This is a genomic window from Paenibacillus sp. EPM92 (genome assembly GCF_016586185.1).
In the GTDB taxonomy this organism is placed as follows: domain Bacteria; phylum Bacillota; class Bacilli; order Paenibacillales; family NBRC-103111; genus Paenibacillus_G; species Paenibacillus_G validus.
This window is the reverse complement of record NZ_BCPS01000107.1, coordinates 1-21,237: the sequence shown is the minus strand read 5'-3', so window position 1 is coordinate 21,237 and position 21,237 is coordinate 1. Positions and strand designations below refer to the sequence as shown.

The window sequence follows — 21,237 nt, the reverse complement described above, 5'->3', positions numbered from 1 at the left end:
GATGGATACGATCACACATACGTTATTCGGGTTAACGTTGTACGGCGCCGTTAACAAAACGGGGATGACGCGCAAAGAGAAGCAGGCGCTGCTGTTTACGACCGTAGCCGGGTCCCAGATTCCCGATATCGACGTCATCTCCTCGTGGTGGGACACGGCGGGCCGTTATCAGATGTGGCACCGGGGCTTGACGCATTCCGTCTTTCTCGTTCCGGTGTGGGCGGCTGTGCTGGCCGTGCTGGGCCGATGGATCTGGAAAACGCGCGGCTGGTTTTGGCTGCTGATCGGCGCCCTGGCTGTGTTCATCCACGATACGAGCGATTTGTTCAATGCTTGGGGCACCGGCTATTTGGAGCCGTTCTCGGCGGAACGCGTTACGTTCGGCACGATTCCGATCGTGGATCTGACGTTTTGGGCGCTGATGCTCGGCGGCTGGCTGGTGGTTCGTTACCGGCGCCGGCGGCGACAAGGAGCCGGCGGCCCCGCACACCGTGTGTACCGCTTCGTCTGGCTGCTGATGGTGCTGCATGTGGCTGTGCAGTCGGCGCAGGGGTACATGCTGTACCAGCAAGCGTCCGAGCGTTACGAACAGGTGGCGCTGTCGGCCGATTTTATTCCCGGCGTCTTCACCGTCATCGGGAAGTCGGGGGCGACCGTCGATTTGGCCCGCGGCACATGGTGGACAGGCGTGACGACGCAAACGCAGCTTCATTCGCAAGAAACGGCCGATCTGACACAGCTTTTCGAGACAAATCCGAAGGCCAAGACGCTGCAGGAGTGGTCGCCCTTCGTCGTCGTCGTGGACGACGAGAAGCGGCTCGGCGTGTACGATCCGCGCTTCTATCGGAACGGACAGTCGTTTCTGTTCGAATTTATGGAGAAGAGCGGGCTATAGGTAACACAATGCGATGTCAACATAAGGCGGCCCGTCGCCGCCCCCAAAAAAGCGCCCTCCTTTGGAGCGGCGCTTTTTGGGCGTGACCGGATTACGGCGTGAAGAAATTCTGCGTATAGTAAATGTTCATCGGACCGCCGAACGCGACGCCGACGCCCAGCCTCTTGATATCGCTGAGCAAGTTTTTACGGTGGCCCTCGGAGTTCATCCAGCCGTGGTGGGCGAAGATGGCGCTCGTCTGACCGGCGGCGATATTCTCGGCGGCGGCACGGTAGGCGATGCCGTCGTTCTCCATCCGATCGAACGGGCTCAATCCGCTGCGGTTCGTATGATCGAAGTAGCCGCGGTCGGCCATATCCTGGCTGTGCTTGCGGGCGGTGGCGGAGGCGGCGTCCGACCAGACGAACGCGTCATACCCGAGCTTGGCCCGAGCCGCATTGGCCAGATCGAACGATTGACGCTCGAACGCCTGCACGAGCGCAGCGCTCTTCCCGGCGTAGAAGGCGGCCATAGCCTGCTCGGTCGCCTGGCCGATCACCTGCACGCCGGTCACGATGTCGTTGCGGTGGACGTCATAGAAGAACGTGACGTAAGCGCCGTCGATGTCGTAGGTATCGTATTCGCCCTTGGCGTTATTCAGCATGAAGCGCGTGTTGCCTTTCAAAATATAGGTGAGCGGGCTGCCGTATTGCTTGTGCACCGTACTTTGGGCAGCGCCGTCTTGAATGCCCAGATCGGTGTGCCAGTTATCGGAAGGGGAGTACAAGGCGACGACCTTCCCACCGGCGATACCAACCTGAATGTAATTGCTGTAGTCCTGGTTATACACATACCAGGTGAAGCCGTACTCCGAAGCGTCTTGGCGGGCGGGCTGCCCAAGCTTTGCCGTCACTTGCCCCGCCGTATCGCCAATCGCGATTCCGCGCACGGATACGGATGCCTCGCGCGCTTCATCCTTTACGGCGGATGCCTGAGCCGCCTTCAGCTCCGTTACTTTCGATCTCAGGTTCATGATGAACTGGACGGCTTCGGCACGGGATAACGGTTCCGCCGCGCGGTAGCCTTCGACAGTAGCCGCTGTCTTGCCTTGCGAGAGGCCGGCGTCGAGCAAATATTGGACGGACGCGTTCAAGTCGAGCGTCCCCTGCTGGGTAGAAGCGATCAAGCGGGCGACATACCCGCGGTTATACCGGTTGCGGTCGGGATTATTCAATAAGGACCAGTGCCGGCTGGCGGCAAAGACATAGTAAGGCTCGTACCAGGCTTGCCCGATTTCGGCCGATCCGATCGGGGAAGGATAGGCGCGCAGCAGCATCGCGAGAAATTCCGGCTCGGACACGATGTTATCGGGACGGAATGTGCCGTCTTCGTAGCCGTCGACGATCCCTTGACCGGCGGCCCATTCGATCGCCAGCGCCCCCCAATGACGGTTCGTATCTTTAAATCCTTGAGCGGCCGAAACGGTTGCCAGGGAAGCTGCGGGAACGGTGAAGGCCAGCGTCATCAATGCGACCAGCCCCATTTTTATGCATCGTAGTATCAAGGCGGTTACTCCTTTTTTGCCAGACATTGCATGCCTGTCTTATCCTTTAACTATAGTAGCCGTGCGGCGGTATGTCCATGTTAATCGCATCCAGAAAGGCTGCCCGGCAGCAAAAAAACCGTCCCGGAGGGACGGTTTTGCGGCGCGTAAGGCGGAAAAAAGAAGGTTTATTTACGTCTAGGCTCGCAGGCGTTCGCATCGCGGGATACGGTATCCTCCGCCAGCTTGTCGCCGAATTGGTCCAAACGGCTCGGGCTGCTCGCCGGGCCATTGTTTTTCGGTTTGCTGTTTCTTCCGGACATGGTTGATCACCTCCGAGGTTAGCGTGTGCCTGCGGACTTCACTTTATACCGGATAGACCGGCATCTATTCGGTTCAAGTCGGCATCGGCAGCGGACCCGCGTACGCCGGAGGAGGGCTAACGAGGCTCACGCATTCGAAGCAGCAGCAGGCCGCTGACGAACATCCACAGCGAGCCGATGTAGAAGATAAGATCGATCGTGAACAGATCGATCAGGAAGCCGCCCGCGATCACCGCAAGCCCCGAGAACAGGCCGACATAGCCGTGGTACCGGCCGATCGTCCGGCCCCGGCTTCCGCCGCCTTCTTGCTGGCCCGCGCGGTCGGTCAGGTCGGCGATAAGCGCCTTTTCCCCGGTTTTCTGCATGGCGCCGAACAGGCCCATCAGCACCTGCAGCACGTACACCTGGCCAATCCACGTCACCAAGGGAAACAGCAGGAACAGCGCGGCCATCCCCCAGCCGCTCCACAGCAGCAGCGCCTTTCGCCCGCACCGGTCGGACCAGGCGCCGAGCCGGGTGTGCAGCAGGGAGGAGCAGATCGTGAACAGGCCATAGGCCAGCGCATATTCCGTAAAGCCGGCGCCGATCTCTTTAATGAAGATCAAGTAAAACGGGAAGACGAGGCCGCTCCCGAACAACGCCGCGCTTTGCGAAGCGATGAGCAGCCGCATCGGAGTCGGTGCAGCCGCCTGCGCGTTCCCATTATCGTTTCGATTCGCTTCCACTCGGATCACCCGCATACCTTTCGTAAAATAAATTCATAAACAGCCCATTCGGGTCATATTTCCGCTTAACGGCGAGGAACGAATCCGCCTCCGGATACGCCCGCCTCATTTGCTCGGGGGTCGGATACAGCTGGTACGTCAAATAATACGTGCCGCCCTGCGCGAGCGCAGCCTCGACCAGCCGCTTGGTGGCGGCTTCGGCCTGGGCGACGCCGGCCGCCGACAGCTTCTGGTTGATCAGCAGCACGACGGCGAATCCTTCCTGCGCCGCATACGATAGGGCCGCCTCCTCGCTGCGCGGCATGTACCTGACAGTCGCATTCAGCAGATTGACCCGGTTCTCGCGGACGATGCGCCGCACATCATCGATGAAAGCCGGGAAGCGCGCGCTAGGGATGAAATATTCCTGCAAAATGTCCGAGTCGCGCGAAGACGCATGCTCCAGAAACTCCACTTCCGGACGCATGGCATTGTTGCGCGACAGCAGCCCGCCTTCCTCGCTCCGGGTGTAGTACGCCTTCTGCACCGCCCAGCTGAACCGCTTGCCCCAGTCCCACTTGCGCGACAAGCCGAACAAGAACTTGTTGCGCTCGACGTTCCGCTCCTCGGACAGCTGGAGCAGCTCCGGCGTACGCTGCGCTTCCGTCCGGCTGTAAGTGGTCACATACATCTCCTCGAGCAGGCTGTCCGGCGAGACGGACAGCCTTGCAATCGCAAGCTCCTTCTCCGGCTTAGCCAGCACTTCACGGACGAACCAGCCCGGGAAGGACCGGTAATCGGTGAAGTCGGTGCGGACGCGGTAAATCGGGTTGTCGGTGACCCGCAGGTCGACGTCCAGGATGACGCCGAACAGACCGAAGCCGCCGATCGCGTGGCGGAACAGCTCGGCGTTCTCGCTGCGGCTGACGTTCCGGATCGCGCCGTCCGCGGTCAACAGGCGGAAGCTGTCCACGGTCTCGATGACCGGCCCGAACCGGACGTCGCGGCCGTGCACGTTGGAGCTGAGCGAACCGCCGACGGTAAAGATGTTGGACGACTGCATGACGCGGACGGACAAGTCGTACGGGTTCAAGTAGTTTTGTACGTCCGCCCACGTAGCGCCGCTCTGGACGCGTACGAGTCCGCGCTCGCGGTCGAGGCCGAGGATGCGGTTATACCCGCGCATGTCGAGGACAACCGCATGATCGTAGAACGTATGGCCGCCCTGACTGTGACGGGCTCCCGCTATCGACACGGGCAGCCCGAGCCCGGCAGCCTCGCGGACAGCCTGCTGCAGGCTTGCCGTATCTCCTGCCGGCAGGATGCGCTGCACCTGGCGGGACTGCAGGCGGCTGACGTCCGTCATCAGCCGTTCGGGCTCGCGATTCCAGCTGACGTAAGCGGAGGCGGCGAATAGCAGCACATAAGCGGCGATAAACCCAACGTATCGTGTTTTCATAAATATAAGTTTACCATAGGGTGCTCATACGGCGAAATCGCTTCACGGCATGCGTAGTTTTGGACAAAGTAGGGAAAAAGAGAGGAGAGGCCCTAATTTGGTCAAAGGAGCGATGTTGAATGAGCAAGCGGCTGCAAGCTTATTTTCAAACCGAAGATGAGGCTGAACACGTTCGAATTTTGCTTCAGGCGCACCGGGCGGATCAGATTGAAGTGGGAGCTGTAGGCGACACGCCGGGGCGGGATGTCCTGCTGATGCCATTATCGGCGACAGTCGGCTCGGGGAGCGTCGGAGTTGCCGGCTCGTCCGGGCTGTCGACAGGGCATCCCGGTGAAGGAGCGCCTGGGGCGTTCGTCGGCTTTCATGCGTTGGACGAGCCCGGACGCGACCGCGGCGGGGAGGACGACCGGGAGCTGCGGTATGTGCTGAGCGCCCATGTCGATGAAGCCGAATACGAGAAGGTGGCCGAGCTGGTCCGCCGCAACAGCGGTCACGTGCTGAAGCTTGAAAGGTAGACCGCTTCCGATGGAAAGCGGGAAGAACCTATCGTTATGGCATCCATAGGTTTTTTGGCATAAGCGGGAAGGCCCGACTTTGTTCACCGTTCCCCGATCTCCACGCGAATCGGGGTACAGTGATAACCGTTACAGTTGCTTTCCTCGCAAGGGCAGGCGGAAATAGCCGCAATGAGATCCATTTCTGCTCTCAGCATCATGTAATCGCCGGCCGCGGATAAAGGGGTTTTGACTTGAATACGACCTGAATCATCAATCACCGTATTCATGAACATGTTAAACGAGTAGTGCTGATCCGGCTGAGGGATGCCGAATTCGGCAAGCGCGGTATTTAAATTGTGATAGCAGCTTTCGTGTTCAGGTTTGTTATATAAAAACCCGTACATTTCCGGGCGGCATGCGGGATTGAGCAAATCATGCTTGCCGACGGTATCCTCCAGCACAGTAAGCATGGGCCTGTACATGTTGGAGTACAAAACATCGTGCGGTCGAACATTCATGGTGCGCAGCGCATCCATGGTGACGCCCGGATCCAGCCGTTCCTGTAGATGATTGGCATGATAGGCGACAAAATCTGCCACCTGCTGACCGTCTGCGTCAATCACCTTCACCGTCTGTCCCTTCTTGAGGGTAAAGCTGCGCCCTTGTTTTGCAGGAATCGTAAAATGATGGATGATCCGTTGTTGGGTCATAATACCTCCTGTTCATGAACTGCCCTATCAGTTTATCTAACCTCCTATCAACTTATTCAACAGACGGGGCATGCCAATTCCTGTTGCATAATTTGAATAAAAATGACCAACCGTAAAGGGGTATTCCACACATCCAAGGAGGTAATCAACCCGTATGCAAAACCCGTATTCACAACCAGGCGCAGCTCCGATGTCTTCCATGAATCATGGCGGCCATGAAATGTTTGATTCGCATGAAATTTTATCGAGCTTCATTAGTTTGCTGGACCAATATGTCATCTTTGAGCAGTTCATTCAAGACCAGGAGCTCAAGCGGATCCTGTATCATCAGCACCAATTCATTACCGACTTGTACAACATTACCGTAGAAGCCTTCGCCACAGGCAAGAAACCGTCACATCCCACACAGACTTATAACATGGATCAAAATAATCAAGTGATCTATGGCTTAGTGAAGACGGCGCCGAGAAAACCGATGATGTCGATCCGGGAAATCAGCGATCAAGGCATTTCCGCTTATATGCTGGGGCTTGTTAAATCTACGGCCTCCCTGCTTGCGATGGCCTCCCTGGAGATTACCAATCCGGTGCTTCGGCGTATGATGGCGGATAGCGTGCCTAATTTTATTGAAATGGGGTACGAGCTGTTCTTGTATCAAAATAAAAGACACTTTTATCAAGTTCCACAGCTGACTCAGCAGGATATGGCACAGTTGCAGCAAAGCTATGCCCCTTCGCCCTATCTCGTGTAACCTCATATCGTTGCTCCAGGCCAAAGAACCTTTCAAAGTAAGCTTTGAAGGGTTCTTTCGGTATTGGCGAGTCGCGGGTCATTAGAAACAGGCAGGGAGGCGGAATCATGAGAACACGGCAAGGACATCTCACATGGTGGCATTTATCTTTACTCGGAACAGGGTGCACGATCGGTACCGGATTTTTCCTGGGCTCCGGCATCGCCATACAAAAAAGCGGCTTTACCGTGCTGATTTTGTTTGTTCTTGCAGCTCTAGGCACCTCTTTTGTTTTCGCGACTTTGGCTAAAATGACGGCCGCCTATCCGGAGCAAGGCTCCTTTCGTACCTATGCCAAGCAAGCCTACGGGCGCTGGGCCGGATTTAGCAGCGGCTGGATTTACTGGTCATCCGAGATGCTTCTATCCGGAAGCTCTTTGACAGCGCTATCCCTATTTTCGCAGTTTTGGTTTCCTCAGATTCCGCTCTGGATCTTGACATCCGTCTATGCGGCGCTTGGCCTCACGGTGGTGATACGGGGAGCCGGAGGCTTTGAAAAAACAGAGGATGTGCTGGCCATTCTCAAACTTTCCGCCCTCGTCTTATTCATCTTCGTTGCCTTGTCCGTTTGGCTGGGAAGGTCCGGTATGAGTCATTCAGGGCCGAAGCTTCCTGCAAGTCTGGACGAATGGTTTTCTCCGGGTTTCAAGGGCATGTGGACGGGCCTCATTTATGTATTTTACGCTTTTGGAGGAATTGAAGTGATGGGACTGATGGCAGCGGGATTGCGTGAACCTCATCACGTGATGAAGTCCGGCAGGGTGATGCTTCTCATCGTGACCGTCCTCTATATGACGTCCATGGTTCTGCTGCTTGTTCTTGTTCCGCTCGAGCAGCTGCAGCAGCAGGAGAGTCCGTTTATTTCAGGCTTAAGAAGCTTAGGCTTCCATGTCCTGGTGCATGGGTTTAACGCGGTGCTCATCATCGCCGGATTTTCTACGATGGTTGCTTCTTTGTATGGGGTTACGCTTATGCTGGTCACGCTCGCAGAGGATGGGGATGCTCCCCAATGCTTCTCCGGCAGGAAGGGAAACCGGAGAATGCCCTATGCCGCCCTAGGTTTAACCGCAGCAGGATTGGCGGCATCCGTCCTTTTGGCGTTATGGACACCTAAGCATATCTTCGAGCATATCGCAACAGCATCAGGGCTGGTGCTCTTGTATACCTGGTGCTTTATATTGATCTCGGCTCCCAGAGTGGTGAAGCTTACGACCGGGGATAAAATAAAGTCCTTCAGCGCTCTCCTGCTTATCGGTGCGGCTGTCTCGGGGACGCTTGCTGAAGCATCGAGCAGACCGGGATTTTGGGTCAGCCTGCTAGTAGTCGTGATAATTGCCGTTGTCACACTGTTCATGAGGTTAAAGTGGAGAAAACAAGAAGCTAAGCGGAAGTACGGCATCGGGTCGGTTTAAGAAAGCAATTTATGAACCGCGCGCTTCATCCTTGTAAAAGGGCAGCGGGAGGGGATACGGTTATGATCGTGCAAAAAATATTGCTTCCACTCCAGATTGTCCTCCTGGCCGTACCACTTTAAGGAAGGATGCGCCGGGATTCCGTCGTATTGTTCCAAACGGCTCCTGATCGCTTTCTTCATGCTTTGGCCGAAATGCGTGGAGTTGTTCATTTTCTCAAATACCCAGCGGGGCTGAAAAGCGAGCAGCAGGTAGGGAAAATGCCTGCTTTTGCGTATAACATGGGCGGGCGTTGCACAAAAGGCGAAATAAGGATTTCCGTCAAAGCAAAATTCCCAGGAAGGGTGGGAGGGATCGGATGAAATGTCATCCGGCCATACCTGATCGTCGAGTCGGCTTACCCCGCTCAATAGAGCCCAGAACAGCTCTTCGTAAGCTTCAACCGGGCAACCGGTCCACCCGGCAGAGGAGGTATTGAAAAATACGACCAGAGAGGCATAGCGGCCGGTTTCTCTTGAGCATCGTCCGTATTGCTTAAGCAAAGCGGCAAGGTCCTGGGGAGCGGTTTGGGAGGCAGGGTCTTCGACAAAGCCGAATCGCAGATGATCGGATACGAACCCTTGTCTTCCGGGAATACAGGGGTAAGTATTCGAATCATCGTGAATCATCGCGGCGAATTGCCGAAAAGCGTCCTGCTGCCATGCCCTGAATTCAAACCGGTGCTTCTCCAGCCAGCTTCTCGTGTATAGCTCTGACATGTGAAATATCCTCCTTCATCGTGTACGTGATATGTGTATGATGAGGAGGGGAACCAGGTGAATGTCCCGTATTTACAAAAATAACGCCTTAAAGGCCTGATAGCCGAAATAGAAGCCAAAGCCGATCAGGGATATACCGGCCAGTCCGGAGATCCAAGGCAGGATCTTCCTGCTTCCAACCTTGTACAGGGTGCTTGCAATACCAGCCATAATCAAATCCCACAGCAAGATCCCGATAAATATGCCCAGACTATAGATCCATACTTTACCCACGCCGTAAGACTCCACGGTTTGGGCCAGGATGGATCCATAAATGCCGAGCCAAAATAAAATATTGAGCGGATTCGACAGCGCCATCAGAAAGCCCGAGATCAAAGACTTCGAAAGCGCTTCGTCCTTGGCCGCGTTCGCGGCGAGGCCCCCTCTGCTATGCAGCAAGCTCTCAATCCCCGTATACACAAGTACAAAGCAGCCAAAGCTCCACAAGAACGTCTTCATGAAAGGCGTCGTGAGCAAATGAGCGAGACCCAGGTAAACAACCAGCATGTACACGGCGTCCGCTGCCATAGCGCCAACCCCGACAAGCCATGCGTGAAGAAAACCGTATCTCGCTCCTTTGTCCAGCTGTGCGGCGTTAATCGGCCCGATTGGAGCCGATAAAGACAACCCTAAGAGGATATAAGAGATGAACATGCTCACGAACGCATACCCCCTGAAGCATACTTGTACAAGTGATTGTATTCCTGGGGAGAGACAAATAGAATACGGGTCGCTTCGAATTGCCCTCCCTGGCTGCTTGACTTTAAAGTTTGCTCATTAATTTATCGCACCATTCGATATATAGACGTTCATATTGAATACCGAATTCAACGACCGAGATGCTGGAGGCAATCGGATCATGGCTGCTGCCGGACGTTTCAAGCAATGGGGTGAGCTCCTTCACTTTGTCCAAATAGGCGGCTAACCTCTCTTCATGCTGCTTCTTCATTTCCGCAATTCGAACGGCCATTTGCCCGGGCTCTACGAGCCAGGAATTGTAAGCCTTGAGCAGAAAATCATCACGGACACTATGTTCAAGCTCCATAGGCTCTATCGTCCACTGTATTAATGCCTCTCGTCCGGCTTCGGTGATCTCATACAATTTCCGGGCGGGGCGATACGTATGCTGTTCGACCCCTTGAAGCTTTACCAAGCCCTCCCCTTCCATTTTAGACAATTCCGGATACACCTGATTGCTGCCCACTTTCCAAAAAGGCCCCAGTCGATTGTTCATGTGCTGCTTGATATCGTAACCGCTGAGAGGCTCGCGCGCCAATAAAGAAAGCAAGGCATAACGCATGGAACTCATAAAAACAACTCCTTTTATAGGTAAGTTAAATGTAATATAGGTTCTTTTTAATATATATTTATTTTTACAATTAATCAAACGGATTTTATATATGTTAAAAATGACTTATGTTTTTGTTGACTCATGAAATGTTATATGTTATTTTTGATTTAGGTTAAATTTAACATATAGTCATTCGGTCCATATGTTAAATAAATATGAGGAGGAATTTTCTATGCGTCTTATTTTCCAAGATCAAACATTTTCATTCGAGCTGCTGCGTACTTTGAGTTACGCCCCATACGGAGGAGCGGATATCGGCGAATGTCTGTCCACTGCGTATCGGATCAAAGAGGGCGATTTTGAAAGCTGGTATACGGAATGGTATCGAACAGCCGAACGCATTCATGCGCTGGCTGTCGACAGTTTAGAGCGGGGCAAACGGGTCAGTGCCCGCGAGTGCTATCTGCGAGCCCATAATTACTATCGGACCGCGGAATTTTTTCTGCATGGAAATCCGAAAGACCCGCGTATCTTGGAAACATGGGGGAAAAGCCGGAGTACGTTTCGCCAAGCTATTAAATTGATGGATACATCGGTGGAAGAAGTAGCGATTCCTTATGAAGGGACCTATTTGCCCGGCTATTATTACCGTGTGGACGATACACCGCGACCTACCTTACTTATTCACGGAGGGTTTGACTCAACAGGCGAAGAACTTTATTTGGAAGTAGCGGCGGCTGCGCTGCAGCGTGGGTACAACTGCCTTACTTTCGAAGGTCCGGGACAAGGCGCTGTCATTCGTGAGCAGCATATCCCGTTTCGTTATGATTGGGAGAAGGTTGTCACACCTGTGGTCGATTACTTGCTGACTCGCCCCGACGTGGACCCCGACCGGATTGCGCTAATGGGCATCAGCCTCGGAGGATATTTAGCGCCTCGTGCTGCAGCCTATGAACATCGGCTGGCTGCTTGCATCGCTAACGACGGTTTGTTCTCCAATCAATTCGGAGAGATCGCCCGCAAGCTTCACCGGGGGAACGATGAGGACTTAAACAATCCGGCGTATGTGGAGAAGTTCCTTGAAGTATTGACCTCCCAATATACCGGTGTTCGTTGGGCCATTGAAAATGGCATGTTCACGTATCAGGCTGAATCCGTTCACGAACTCATCCGGAAAACAGAGCCTGTCACGCTGGAAGGCGTGGCGCATAAAATCAAGTGCCCGACGCTGGTATGCGAAGCCGAAGCCGATCATTTCTTCGCCGGCCAGCCGAAGATGCTCTATGACGCTCTTACCTGCCCCAAAACGTTCATGCTTTTCACCGCGGAAGATGGAGCTGAAGAACACTGTCATTTCGGTGCGCTGCTTTATTTAATCAACGTGTCTTCGAGTGGTTGGATGAGACGCTGGATATCAAGTAACACCTAACCGCTCTCCCCAAATAACTTCATTGGCTCTGACGCCGGTGAAGTTTTTTTATATATGTAACTTTTGGTTCGGGCTGTACGTGTATACAGTGAGGGGGGAGGCAATGAATCGGGATTCCTTGGATACCATGTATCAAAAATATGTGAATGACGTTTATCGTTACTTGTTCTCCCTCTGCCGCGAACATCATACCGCCCAGGACCTGGTACAGGAAACCTTTTACCGCGCTTATTTGTACTTGGAAAACTGCAAGGATGACAGGGTAAAGCCATGGTTGTTCAGGGTGGCCTACAATGCGTTTATCGATGTCAAGCGCAAAGAAAAACACAGCTTCGCTCAAGATATCCGTTACTTCCAGCAGATGCCGGACCGGGAAACGCCGGAAGAACAGATGCTGCAGCGGGAACGAAGGCAGGAAATGGAGCAATGGATCTTGGATCTGCCCGAAAAACAGCAGCAAGCGATTTTACTGGTTGATTTCAACGGGTTGTCTTATCAAGAAGCGTCGGACATTATGGGAATCGGATTGCCGCACCTCAAAATCCTGTTATTTCGGGCTCGGCAAAAACTTCGGCGGCAGAACGAAAGGATGGATGCAAATGAGTGAAGAATTCAGAAGGAAGCTGCAGCTTTACGAGGAAGGCAAGCTGCCTGCGGAGGAAAGGGAAGAGGTGGAACGGGAGATTGAAAAAATGGAGGCTTATCAGTCTTATATGGATGAGCTTATGGGAAAAGATCGGGAAGCAGAAGCCGAGACCGCAGATTCATTAAAAGAAGCCAGCATCATTCGAAAAGGAAAATGGAAAGCACGGATAAATACTTCGTTTACCGTTATAGGCATGGTATTCCTGGTCATGTTAATCTGTTCGATTTGCACCAATCTCTTTTACGCTGCGGGAGAGCCGAATCGGATGGAGCATTATAAAGATATCGTTGCCTCAACGATTGCCGTGACCCGTCCGAATGTCGAGGTTGCGTTAAGCTCGAACAGTAATCTCTTTTTTACCATGGACTTACATGGAAAAATGAGAAGGCAGATTGGAGATGAAAGGGCGGTTGTCGGTGATTTCTCCTTCTCATTTGTATTCAACCGTCCGGGCATCGGACAGATGTCATGGTTGAATGACCATACAAATACGGCCGTCTTTCAGTTTCCCAATACGTTTCGTCAGGATAGCGGCCAGGAATGGAGCAAATTGGAGAAGCTGCCGGAGGGTACGGTGACGGAAGCGGCTCTCTCGTTTGACAGAATGTTTACGACGGACGAATTGCTTCAACAATTTAAAAACAAAAACATGACACCCGTCTGGTTCGCGGCGGATACGGGCCTTGAGAAAACGTCGGAAGAATCGATCGTTTGGAACCCGGTCGGTTTTCCCTATCGCCCGGTCTGGCACCATGACGATATGCGGATTACAAGCTACAAAGAACAGAAAAGCGGCTGGTTCGGGAAAATTGTCACCAAAGGAGGCAGCTACCCTGCGATTGACACATATGGCAGCGGAGAGCTGAGAAACGAAAATTTCATGAAGACGCTGCGATTGCTTCAAGATTACAGATCGATCACAAAAACATTAGCGCCTTCGTTACAAATCGATCAAGCGATCCAGTACCTGGAAACGAACGGTGTCAAGCTTTACGGAGCTGTAGTTACCGGACCGACCAAAGAAATATTAAAGCTCAAGCAGGAGCCATGGGTAGCCAGCATTCGCGTGGGTGAGGTCCGCTTATGGAATTGGCAGGACAGACCTTGAGATGGGTTCAATAAAGAGACGGCTGACCATAACGGGGTACAGTTCCCGTACGGTTGCCGTCTCTTATCTTGAATCAGGAGATGGTTGCATCCCTATTTAGATAAACCATCTGGATACAATGACCAGAAGAATGAACAGAACAAGAATTACACCTGTGGTAGTCCCTAAACCGCCGAAACCTCCGCAGCTTCCACCGAAACCAAGAGCACCCATCGTTCAAAACCCCTTTCATTTGGTTATTGTCCTACATGAACACTGTATGAACGTACCCGGCAATAAGTATGGACGAATGCCTGAGGTCGAAAAAAAGAGTTAACCAAACACTCCGTATCGCATCGATACGGGGTGTGAGCCGCAGCTATTTTACGTACGGCGGCGATTCAAGTGAATGAACGTAATCGCTAGCGCCATGACCAGCACGGCCCCTTTAATGATATCGAACGCATAATACGGCATGTTCAGCATCGTCAGACCGTTCAGCAGCACGCCGATCAGCACGGCGCCGAAGAACGTGCCGATGACGTTCGGCTTGCCCGCGCCAAGCACGGAGTAACCGACGAACACGGACGCGACCGCTTCCATCAGGATCGGAGCGCCGGCGTCGATTTGCCCGGAGCCGACCCGGGCGGCGAACAAGATCCCGCCCACAGCGGCGAATATACCGGATAAGACGTAAGCGAACGTGCGCACCCGGTTGACGGAAATGCCGGACAGCCGGGCCGCTTCCCGGTTGCCGCCGGTGACGTACATTTGACGCCCCCAGCGCGTGTAGGTTAGGAAAATATGAACGAGGATAACGGCGATAATCATGATCAGGACGGGAACGGGCACGCCAAGCAGCTTGCCTTGTCCGATCCACAGGTAGGAAGGGTCGAATTTGCCCGGCGCCTTCGTGCCGTCCGTCATTTGCATATTGTTGTAGATGGAGAAGCCCTTGGTATACGTCTTGTGCACGCCCCCGATGATGTACATGACGGCAAGCGTCGCCAGCAGGTCGGGGATCCGCACCTTGACGATAAGCAGCGCATTCAGCAGGCCGACAACGATCCCGATCAGCAGCGGGACGATCAGCACGACGATCAGCGGCAGCTGGAACCAGACCATCAGCGTGGCTACGACGACGGTCGTCAAGGATACGGTGGCCCCGACCGACAAGTCGAACCCGTCGACGATCTGCGAGAAAGTTACGCCGATCGCCACGAACGTGACGATGGAGATTGACCGCAGAATGTCCGCCATATTATCGTACGAGAGGAAGTTTTCGTTGACGAGCGAGAATGCGGCAATGACGATGGCAATAACGGCCAACGCGCCGTATTTATACGAATAATCGAGTAGTTTGTCTTTCACTTTCGGTTAAGCCTCCCCGCTGCTTGCGTAGTACAACACTTGTTCCTGTGTGGCCTCAGCCCGCGACAGCTCTTTGACGACGCGTCCGTAGCTCATGACCAGAATGCGGTCGGCGATCCCGAGAATTTCCGGGATTTCGCATGAGAAATACAGAATGCCCTTGCCTTCCTGAGCGAGCTTCCCGATCAATCGGAAAATGTCGCTCTTCGCACCGACATCGACGCCCTTCGTCGGTTCGTCGAACAAATAGACGTCGGCGTTGGTTGGCAGCCATTTGCCTACGGCGACCTTCTGCTGGTTGCCGCCGCTTAAATATTTAACCAGCTGGTTCTTGTTCGCAGGCTGAATGCCGAGCTCGGCGATGCGCGCTTCCGCGTTCGCCGCTTCCTTCCCGCGCTGCACGAAGCCGAGGCGGCTGAGCGCGCGGAGAATCGGCAGCGCCAGATTCGCCATCACCGGCAGCTCGACCAGCACGCCCTGCTTGCGGCGTTCCTCCGGGATCAGCGCCAGCCCGGAGCGGACCGCATCGGCCGGCTTCGCCAGCCGCAGCGGCTTGCCGCGCAGCAGTACCTCGCCGGCATCAAGCGGGTCCGCGCCGAACAGGACGCGCGACAGCTCGGTCTTGCCTGCGCCGACGAGACCAACCACGCCGACGATTTCGCCCTGCCGCACGGACAAGCTGATGTCGCGCACCTTCGTGCCCGACGTCAGCCCGCGCGCTTCCAGCAGCGTGTCGCCGATGGCGACCTGCGCTTTGGGGAACTCCTCGTCGAACTTCTTGCCGAGCATCTCCTCTACGACGGCAGCGGCGTTCGTATCGGCGGCCGCCTTCGTGGAGATGCGGCGTCCGTCGCGCATCACCGTCACGCGGTCACTGATGCGGAACACCTCGGCGAGCCTGTGGGAGATGAAGATGCAGCCGACGCCGTCCGCCTTCAACCGGTTCATGAGGCGGAAGAGCTGGTCGGCTTCTTCATTGCTGAGCGGTGCGGTAGGCTCGTCGAAAATAATGAACTTCGCCTGCTGGGCGAGCGCCCGTGCGATCAGCACGAGCTGCTTCTGGGCGATCGAGAGCTCGCCGGCTTGCCGCTTTACGTCGATCCCGGTCAAGCCAAGCTCGCTTAGCAGCCGCGCGGCATCTTGCTGCAAGGCGCTCCAATCGATCCAGCGGCGCCCGCCGGTGATCCGGTCCAGCATAATATTTTCGGCGACGGTCAGCTGAGGGACCAGTGCGGTATCGACTTCCTGATACACGCATTGAATGCCGAAGCGGATCGCGTCAAGCGGCTGCTCGATCGCAAGCGGTCTGCTGTCGATCGCAATGGTGCCTTCATCCGCACGATAGGCGCCGGAGAGCACCTTCATCAGCGTGCTTTTGCCTGCGCCGTTCGCGCCGAGCAGCGCATGAATTTCGCCGCCCCGCACCTCAAAATCGACCTTGTTCAGCGCCCGTACGCCGGGGAAAGACTTCGTAATGCCCAACATGTTCAACAGGCTGACGGAAGAACTTGCCATCGGATGTGCTCACGCTCCTTCAATGGAAAATCCCATCGGACCTTGAGCGGCCGATGGGATCGGAATATTCAAATGCTTACTTGTTCTCCGCCTGCTTCAGCCAATCGGTGTAGCCTTGCTGGCTGCCGCCCCAGCCTTTGACGTGCTTGCTGAGCTCGGTTGTGGAGATTTGCTCTTTCGGAAGCTGATCGCGGGACACGAATACCGGCTCCAGCACGACTTTCTCCGGCGTTTCGTCGCCGTGCAGCTTCTGGTACAAATAACGAACCTGGATGCGGCCGATATCTTTCGGATCGACGGCGGCGGAGGCGATCCAAGGATTTTGCGGGTCCTGGATCATTTGCAAGTCCTCGTCGCTCATGTCGATGCCGTACACTTTAATTTCCGTACGGCCGGCTTGCTGGATGGCGCGTGCGGCGCCTTTGGCGAACTCGTCCCAAGAAGCCCAGACGGCGGTGATGTCGCCCTTGTTCGGATATTTCCTCAGGATCGCTTCCATTTGCGCCTGCGTGTCAAGCGCGGTATTTTGCGTAGCGGCGCCGAAGGCAGCCACTTCTTTAATGTCCGGGTATTTAGCCTGGAAGGCTTGGTAAGCGACTTGGCGGCGTTCCATCGGCGCGAAGCCCGCAACCCAAATTTTGACAATGTTGCCTTTGCCGTTAATGTCCTTCGCGAGCTGTTCGAGCGTTTGCTCGGCCATCTTCGCGTCGCCTTGCTCGAGCACCGTTACGCCCGGCACTTTCAAGTCGGCGTCGAACGCAACGACCGGAATTTTTTTCTCCAGCGCTCTCTTCACGCCGGCTTCGAGCGCTTCCGCTGTCCCGTGGTCGATCAGAATGCCGTCGACCTTCTGATTAATCGCAGCGTCGAGGTTCGAGGACATTTTGGCGAGATCGCCGTCAGCCGGGTTGACGGTGACCGTACCGCCGAGCTTTTCAACCTGCTCTTTCACGCCTTCTATGTACTGGGCCGAGAACGTTCCTAAATTGATTTGCATAATGAGTGCAATTTTCTTGCCTGCCAGCGGGTTCGCTTGAGCGCTTCCCGATGCAGTGGCGTTATCCGCCGGTTTTGCCGCTTCCTGAGGTTTCGAGCCGCAGGCGATCATGGCGATCGACAGAACGAACACGAGCACGAACAGGGCGCTTTTTCTCCAAGTCAACATTCTGATTTCTCCCCTATCATTTGAATATTATATAATTCCAATGGAATTACTAGGTTATTACACCTTACCACGTTATTTGACGATCGGTCAATAGAACGCGATATTAGTGCTATTTCGCTATGTATCTACATAAAACGACAACGCCTCAACTATAATAGCATAGAAGTTTCATTCTGAACATAACGCAAAAAAAGCCTTCTCCCCGCATCCCGGCAAAAGGCTCTTCCTTATTCGTCTGATCTCTTATTGAAGCAGGAACGCGGTCGCCACCAACGCAACGGCCATGTAATACAGCAAATCCAGCCATTGTCTGTTAAGCTGCTGCGACAAGAGGAACACCATAAACACCGAGCGGATGATGATAATAAGCAGCGCGATTTGAATGAAAGCTTCCGGCACGCGATTCTCCCTCCTTGGGGTCGATTCTATACCCTAAACATATGCGGCTGTCGGCCGGTCATGACAGTCGCAGGCAAGCGTTTGTTCGTCCAAATGGAAGAAAGGTTGCCGTGAAGCTGCAACCTTTTGCACCGGGGGTCCGTTCATATAGATAACTCCGGAGTATTCTGTAAAAGGTGGGATTTTAATGATAAAAAAGTGGATAACCGTATTATCGGCAACGACGCTGTTAACCGGGGCCTTGGCGGGGTCTGCGCTTGCTTTTAACGATGTGGATGCGGATCAGAAGGAACCGGTGATGGATCTGAAAGCTCGCGGGATCGTAAGCGGGGTAGACGATAAGCATTTCGTACCGAAGGGCAAAGCCAGCTATGCGCAAAGCGTGCATATGCTGGTGAAGGCGTTCGGTCTGAACATCGATCCGTTGAAGTTTGTGAAGAAGCCGGAAGCTACCGACTACTTCAAGAAGGTGCCGAACAACGCCTGGTATGCGGAGTCGTTCGTGATCGCGCACTTGAACGGCCTGCCGATACCGAGCGATATTGACCCAAGCGAATCGATTACGCGCGAGCAGTTTGCGGATTTGTTGATTCATGCGATCGACACGAAGGGCGCCTTCCCGGTTATTAAAATGTGGATTCAGTTCACGGATCAGGACGATATCGAACCGGCTTACAATAACAGCCTGCAGCGGATGGTGCTGCACGGGATCGTGAAGCTTGGCGAAGACCGCAAGTTTTTCCCGAAGCAGGAGCTGACCCGCGGTGAAGCGGCTGTTTGGCTGCACAAGGCAATCCGTTTCGTGGAAACGCATACGAAACCGCAGGCGCCTCAAGAAGAAGTGAGCGTATCCGTGGTGAAAGTGAACGACGACGTGAGTAAGGTCGTCCTGTCCCGCGGCCAGAAGCCGACGGCCGGTTATGGCATCCAGGTTACCGGCATCCGCTTTGAGGGTGACGACCGTGCAGTCGTCACCTACACGCTGACCGATCCGGAGCCGGACAGCCTGAACGCGGCTGTAATTACCGAGCCGAAAGCGGAAACGTACGTTCACAGCAAGTACAAAGTTGTGGCTGAACCGGCTGCCGCGAAGTAACCGGCCCGCTGCGGATCAAGTCCTTGCTGCAGTAGATGTCCCTGCCCAGGTACTGGAACCCGCGGATTTCGGCGTTGTCCATAGAAAACACAGCCGAAAGCCCCCGGTAAGGGGGCTCTTCGGCTTGGAAGGAGACTCGATCGGCGTTTGTGCCCGGGCAGGGACTTGTGGATACCGCTCAGGGAGCAGGGGTGCGCGCGCCTTCTTTCGCAGCGGCGTCGGCCGCGTTTGAGCGTAATCGGACATATAAGGCGCAGAACATTTGCACAGCAAGCAGCGTGACGACAAGCCCGGCCAAGGTAGCCAGTACGGCAATAGGTGTCGTCCAGAAATGCTGCGGTTGCGCAAAATAAGGGACCAGCGACACCGCTAAAATCGGCGGCGCGTTCAAATGAAACCTCTTAATCAGGAAGAAAGTTGTAAGGACGGTCAGCATAAATCCCATCAATCCAATCTGAGCGATATACAGCCCAGTGCCGATCATCGAGGCGGCGCCTGCGCCAACAGTCATTCTTACCAGGTCTTTAATTGCGAACGATCGACTTGCGAACAAGTAGCTGAAGGCTCCGAGCGTAGGATAGAACAACGATTTAAGGGAAGGAAAATGCAGCGAAAGCCAGTATACAAGCAGCAAGTACAGGCAAACGGCCAGCGATTTGATATCCATGTAGGGGAGTCCTGCCTTTATCATGAGACATGTTTGCGAACGAACAAAACCTGAATTTAATGTTACTACCGCAGCTTTCCGGGCGTCAATCCGGTTTTTTCATGCCGATACTTTTTTAGGAAGGAGGAGGGCGCAGACGGTTCAACCAGGAAACGATCGGGTAAAACGGGTATACTATCCTTAAGACTTTCAACGATAAAGGGAGGACCCGTATATGAAGACAAAGACGGCGGATATGGGCGGCTGGAATTTGGCCTACACCGATCAAGGAGAGGGCGTACCCGTTGTGCTGCTGCACGGCTTTTGCGGAAGCGGCGCTTACTGGGACGAGATCGTCCCGCTGCTCGAAAGCGGCTGCCGGGTCATCGTTCCCGACCTTCGCGGCCACGGGGCGTCCGGTTCCCCGAACGAATCGTACTCGATGGAGTCGATGGCCGGGGATATCGGCAAACTGATTGACGGGCTCGGACTGGGCGAGAACAAACCCGTCGTGCTGGGACATTCGCTCGGCGGCTATGTGACGCTGGCGCTGGCCGAGAAACAGGCGGACCGGCTGCGCGCGTTCGGCCTTGTGCATTCGACGGCCTACCCGGACGACGAGAAGGGCAGAGCCGGTCGCGAGAAGGCGAAGCAAACGATCCAGGAGCAAGGCTTGCCGGCGTTCCTGGACGGCCTGATCCCGAAGCTTTTCGCCCCGGCTCATTTGCAATCGATGCCGGAAGCCGTGCGTAAAGCGAGAGAGATCGGCCTCGGAACAAGCCCGGAAGGAGCGATGCGCACCCTCGAAGCGATGCGGGACAGGCCCGACCGCAACGCGGTGCTGTGGGAGACGAGGCTGCCGGTGCTGCTTGTCGCCGGAGCGTCGGATCAGGTCATTCCCGAGGAGCGCACGTTTTCCGTCAGCGGTGAGACGATATCGCAGCAGCGAATTGAAGCAGCGGGGCATATGAGCATGATGGAAACCCCGGGCATTTTGGCGCAAATCATAAAGAATTTCATAAGCGGACTATAAAGTAAGCAAGCATTGGAAGCGGAGCGGGCCTGAAGGGGGCTCGCTCTTTTTTATCGCAGACGAGAAGCAGGTAGACACGGGAGATAAAGTGCCTGTTTTTCGCGGCAGGGTGCAATCGTCGTTGACGATCCAAACGAGGCAGGAGTAAACTAAAATTATCAAAAAAAGTGAGTGATCACTCATTATTATTGCGATCTGAAAGCGGAGGCGATACGGATGACGCATCGGATGATCGAAACGGATGTTTGTGTAGCCGGGGGAGGGCCGGCCGGCCTGTTTGTCGGTCTGCTGCTCGCCAAAGCCGGCGTTCGGGTAACGGTTCTCGAGAGCCACGATAACTTTGACCGCGAATACCGGGGTGAAGTGCTGCAGCCTCGTTTTTTGCAGCTGCTCCAACAGCTGAATCTGCGCGACTACATCGAATCGTTCCCGGGGGCGAAGGTACGCCAA

At 54.7% G+C, this 21,237-nt stretch carries 24 protein-coding genes; 10 read left to right on the top strand and 14 right to left on the bottom strand.

Annotated elements, in window-relative coordinates:
* The first annotated feature begins 1 nt into the window (after position 1).
* Entirely contained in the window at positions 2 to 895 is an 894-nt protein-coding gene (locus JMF85_RS26640) for a metal-dependent hydrolase (RefSeq protein WP_201319285.1), read from the top strand.
* Positions 896 to 986: 91 nt separating this feature from the next.
* Here the strand turns inward: JMF85_RS26640 and JMF85_RS26635 are convergent, their stop codons facing one another.
* From JMF85_RS26635 to JMF85_RS26625, 4 genes are all read right to left on the bottom strand, one after another.
* Entirely contained in the window at positions 987 to 2,438 is a 1,452-nt protein-coding gene (locus tag JMF85_RS26635) for a CAP-associated domain-containing protein (protein ID WP_230876286.1), read from the bottom strand.
* A gap of 167 nt (positions 2,439 to 2,605) precedes the next feature.
* On the bottom strand, positions 2,606 to 2,740 hold the full coding sequence (locus JMF85_RS28500; protein ID WP_258313521.1) for a hypothetical protein: 135 nt from the start codon (positions 2,738 to 2,740) through the stop codon (positions 2,606 to 2,608).
* A gap of 116 nt (positions 2,741 to 2,856) precedes the next feature.
* Complete coding sequence (locus tag JMF85_RS26630) at positions 2,857 to 3,474, bottom strand: MFS transporter (protein ID WP_236596011.1); 618 nt, start codon at positions 3,472 to 3,474, stop codon at positions 2,857 to 2,859.
* Positions 3,443 to 4,903, bottom strand: a complete 1,461-nt coding sequence (locus tag JMF85_RS26625; protein ID WP_054798056.1) for an FAD-binding oxidoreductase — start codon at positions 4,901 to 4,903, stop codon at positions 3,443 to 3,445. Before JMF85_RS26625 ends, JMF85_RS26630 begins: the two co-directional genes overlap by 32 nt.
* Before the next feature lie 119 nt (positions 4,904 to 5,022).
* Between JMF85_RS26625 and JMF85_RS26620 the strand changes: the two genes are divergently transcribed.
* Positions 5,023 to 5,418, top strand: a complete 396-nt coding sequence (locus JMF85_RS26620; RefSeq protein WP_054798057.1) for a hypothetical protein — start codon at positions 5,023 to 5,025, stop codon at positions 5,416 to 5,418.
* Between the two features lie 83 nt (positions 5,419 to 5,501).
* Here the strand turns inward: JMF85_RS26620 and JMF85_RS26615 are convergent, their stop codons facing one another.
* Positions 5,502 to 6,110, bottom strand: coding sequence for a DUF1989 domain-containing protein (locus tag JMF85_RS26615; RefSeq protein ID WP_127609745.1), 609 nt, complete (start codon positions 6,108 to 6,110; stop codon positions 5,502 to 5,504).
* 154 nt (positions 6,111 to 6,264) lie between these two features.
* Between JMF85_RS26615 and JMF85_RS26610 the strand changes: the two genes are divergently transcribed.
* Complete coding sequence (locus JMF85_RS26610; RefSeq protein WP_054798059.1) at positions 6,265 to 6,861, top strand: spore coat protein; 597 nt, start codon at positions 6,265 to 6,267, stop codon at positions 6,859 to 6,861.
* A 107-nt stretch (positions 6,862 to 6,968) separates the two neighbouring features.
* A complete protein-coding gene (locus JMF85_RS26605; RefSeq protein WP_155615420.1) occupies positions 6,969 to 8,312 on the top strand; it encodes an amino acid permease in 1,344 nt (447 codons plus the stop codon).
* On the opposite strand, the gene JMF85_RS26600 is transcribed toward JMF85_RS26605, so the two are convergent.
* From JMF85_RS26600 to JMF85_RS26590, 3 genes are all read right to left on the bottom strand, one after another.
* Positions 8,309 to 9,070 carry a YqcI/YcgG family protein gene (locus JMF85_RS26600; RefSeq protein ID WP_127609741.1) on the bottom strand — a complete coding sequence of 254 codons (762 nt, stop codon included), beginning with the start codon at positions 9,068 to 9,070 and terminating at the stop codon, positions 8,309 to 8,311. The genes JMF85_RS26605 and JMF85_RS26600 overlap by 4 nt on opposite strands.
* A 72-nt stretch (positions 9,071 to 9,142) precedes the next feature.
* Positions 9,143 to 9,769 carry a LysE family transporter gene (locus JMF85_RS26595; RefSeq protein WP_127609739.1) on the bottom strand — a complete coding sequence of 209 codons (627 nt, stop codon included), beginning with the start codon at positions 9,767 to 9,769 and terminating at the stop codon, positions 9,143 to 9,145.
* Positions 9,770 to 9,872: 103 nt separating this feature from the next.
* The gene (locus tag JMF85_RS26590) at positions 9,873 to 10,418 is read right to left on the bottom strand and encodes a PadR family transcriptional regulator (RefSeq protein WP_054798060.1); all 546 of its coding nucleotides are present in this window, start codon (positions 10,416 to 10,418) and stop codon (positions 9,873 to 9,875) included.
* Between the two features lie 214 nt (positions 10,419 to 10,632).
* Between JMF85_RS26590 and JMF85_RS26585 the strand changes: the two genes are divergently transcribed.
* From JMF85_RS26585 to JMF85_RS26575, 3 genes are all read left to right on the top strand, one after another.
* Complete coding sequence (locus JMF85_RS26585) at positions 10,633 to 11,829, top strand: alpha/beta hydrolase family protein (RefSeq protein WP_236596010.1); 1,197 nt, start codon at positions 10,633 to 10,635, stop codon at positions 11,827 to 11,829.
* 103 nt (positions 11,830 to 11,932) lie between these two features.
* Entirely contained in the window at positions 11,933 to 12,436 is a 504-nt protein-coding gene (locus JMF85_RS26580) for a sigma-70 family RNA polymerase sigma factor (protein ID WP_054799836.1), read from the top strand.
* A complete protein-coding gene (locus JMF85_RS26575; RefSeq protein ID WP_201319284.1) occupies positions 12,429 to 13,583 on the top strand; it encodes an anti-sigma factor in 1,155 nt (384 codons plus the stop codon). The genes JMF85_RS26580 and JMF85_RS26575 overlap by 8 nt, the downstream gene beginning before the upstream one ends.
* Before the next feature lie 96 nt (positions 13,584 to 13,679).
* On the opposite strand, the gene JMF85_RS28285 is transcribed toward JMF85_RS26575, so the two are convergent.
* The 5 genes from JMF85_RS28285 to JMF85_RS26555 all read right to left on the bottom strand — a co-directional run bounded on the left by JMF85_RS28285 (position 13,680) and on the right by JMF85_RS26555 (position 18,012).
* Positions 13,680 to 13,796 carry a sporulation protein YjcZ gene (locus tag JMF85_RS28285; protein WP_127609733.1) on the bottom strand — a complete coding sequence of 39 codons (117 nt, stop codon included), beginning with the start codon at positions 13,794 to 13,796 and terminating at the stop codon, positions 13,680 to 13,682.
* A gap of 150 nt (positions 13,797 to 13,946) precedes the next feature.
* Positions 13,947 to 14,933: an ABC transporter permease gene (locus JMF85_RS26570; RefSeq protein WP_201319283.1), complete on the bottom strand. Its 987-nt coding sequence runs from the start codon at positions 14,931 to 14,933 to the stop codon at positions 13,947 to 13,949.
* A gap of 6 nt (positions 14,934 to 14,939) precedes the next feature.
* Complete coding sequence (locus JMF85_RS26565; protein WP_141336364.1) at positions 14,940 to 16,448, bottom strand: sugar ABC transporter ATP-binding protein; 1,509 nt, start codon at positions 16,446 to 16,448, stop codon at positions 14,940 to 14,942.
* Positions 16,449 to 16,524: 76 nt separating this feature from the next.
* A complete protein-coding gene (locus JMF85_RS26560) occupies positions 16,525 to 17,613 on the bottom strand; it encodes a sugar ABC transporter substrate-binding protein (protein ID WP_127609727.1) in 1,089 nt (362 codons plus the stop codon).
* Between the two features lie 243 nt (positions 17,614 to 17,856).
* Positions 17,857 to 18,012 carry a hypothetical protein gene (locus JMF85_RS26555; RefSeq protein ID WP_181410238.1) on the bottom strand — a complete coding sequence of 52 codons (156 nt, stop codon included), beginning with the start codon at positions 18,010 to 18,012 and terminating at the stop codon, positions 17,857 to 17,859.
* A gap of 187 nt (positions 18,013 to 18,199) precedes the next feature.
* On the opposite strand from JMF85_RS26555, the gene JMF85_RS26550 reads away from it, so the two are divergent.
* Positions 18,200 to 19,108 (top strand): S-layer homology domain-containing protein, encoded by a 909-nt coding sequence (locus tag JMF85_RS26550; protein ID WP_201319282.1) that lies wholly within the window; start codon positions 18,200 to 18,202, stop codon positions 19,106 to 19,108.
* A gap of 178 nt (positions 19,109 to 19,286) precedes the next feature.
* Here JMF85_RS26550 and JMF85_RS26545 read toward each other — a convergent pair whose 3' ends face one another.
* Positions 19,287 to 19,775, bottom strand: a complete 489-nt coding sequence (locus JMF85_RS26545; RefSeq protein ID WP_141336365.1) for a hypothetical protein — start codon at positions 19,773 to 19,775, stop codon at positions 19,287 to 19,289.
* Positions 19,776 to 19,989: 214 nt separating this feature from the next.
* On the opposite strand from JMF85_RS26545, the gene JMF85_RS26540 reads away from it, so the two are divergent.
* Positions 19,990 to 20,787: an alpha/beta fold hydrolase gene (locus tag JMF85_RS26540; protein WP_054800438.1), complete on the top strand. Its 798-nt coding sequence runs from the start codon at positions 19,990 to 19,992 to the stop codon at positions 20,785 to 20,787.
* 216 nt (positions 20,788 to 21,003) lie between these two features.
* A partial coding sequence (locus JMF85_RS26535; RefSeq protein ID WP_201319281.1) for an FAD-dependent monooxygenase occupies positions 21,004 to 21,237 on the top strand: 234 nt, incomplete at its 3' end.

What these genes read in the sequence shown, in the direction of transcription:
- JMF85_RS26565 (WP_141336364.1), bottom strand. Translation starts at nt 16,448, where the DNA reads ATGGCAAGTTCTTCCGTCAGCCTGTTGAACATGTTGGGCATTACGAAG.
- JMF85_RS26550 (WP_201319282.1), top strand. Translation starts at nt 18,200, where the DNA reads ATGATAAAAAAGTGGATAACCGTATTATCGGCAACGACGCTGTTAACC.
- JMF85_RS26605 (WP_155615420.1), top strand. Translation starts at nt 6,969, where the DNA reads ATGAGAACACGGCAAGGACATCTCACATGGTGGCATTTATCTTTACTC.
- JMF85_RS26540 (WP_054800438.1), top strand. Translation starts at nt 19,990, where the DNA reads ATGAAGACAAAGACGGCGGATATGGGCGGCTGGAATTTGGCCTACACC.
- JMF85_RS26575 (WP_201319284.1), top strand. Translation starts at nt 12,429, where the DNA reads ATGAGTGAAGAATTCAGAAGGAAGCTGCAGCTTTACGAGGAAGGCAAG.
- JMF85_RS26560 (WP_127609727.1), bottom strand. Translation starts at nt 17,613, where the DNA reads ATGTTGACTTGGAGAAAAAGCGCCCTGTTCGTGCTCGTGTTCGTTCTG.
- JMF85_RS26590 (WP_054798060.1), bottom strand. Translation starts at nt 10,418, where the DNA reads ATGAGTTCCATGCGTTATGCCTTGCTTTCTTTATTGGCGCGCGAGCCT.
- JMF85_RS26615 (WP_127609745.1), bottom strand. Translation starts at nt 6,110, where the DNA reads ATGACCCAACAACGGATCATCCATCATTTTACGATTCCTGCAAAACAA.
- JMF85_RS26585 (WP_236596010.1), top strand. Translation starts at nt 10,633, where the DNA reads ATGCGTCTTATTTTCCAAGATCAAACATTTTCATTCGAGCTGCTGCGT.
- JMF85_RS28500 (WP_258313521.1), bottom strand. Translation starts at nt 2,740, where the DNA reads ATGTCCGGAAGAAACAGCAAACCGAAAAACAATGGCCCGGCGAGCAGC.
- JMF85_RS26600 (WP_127609741.1), bottom strand. Translation starts at nt 9,070, where the DNA reads ATGTCAGAGCTATACACGAGAAGCTGGCTGGAGAAGCACCGGTTTGAA.
- JMF85_RS26580 (WP_054799836.1), top strand. Translation starts at nt 11,933, where the DNA reads ATGAATCGGGATTCCTTGGATACCATGTATCAAAAATATGTGAATGAC.
- JMF85_RS28285 (WP_127609733.1), bottom strand. Translation starts at nt 13,796, where the DNA reads ATGGGTGCTCTTGGTTTCGGTGGAAGCTGCGGAGGTTTCGGCGGTTTA.
- JMF85_RS26545 (WP_141336365.1), bottom strand. Translation starts at nt 19,775, where the DNA reads ATGGATATCAAATCGCTGGCCGTTTGCCTGTACTTGCTGCTTGTATAC.
- JMF85_RS26625 (WP_054798056.1), bottom strand. Translation starts at nt 4,903, where the DNA reads ATGAAAACACGATACGTTGGGTTTATCGCCGCTTATGTGCTGCTATTC.
- JMF85_RS26640 (WP_201319285.1), top strand. Translation starts at nt 2, where the DNA reads ATGGATACGATCACACATACGTTATTCGGGTTAACGTTGTACGGCGCC.
- JMF85_RS26620 (WP_054798057.1), top strand. Translation starts at nt 5,023, where the DNA reads ATGAGCAAGCGGCTGCAAGCTTATTTTCAAACCGAAGATGAGGCTGAA.
- JMF85_RS26610 (WP_054798059.1), top strand. Translation starts at nt 6,265, where the DNA reads ATGCAAAACCCGTATTCACAACCAGGCGCAGCTCCGATGTCTTCCATG.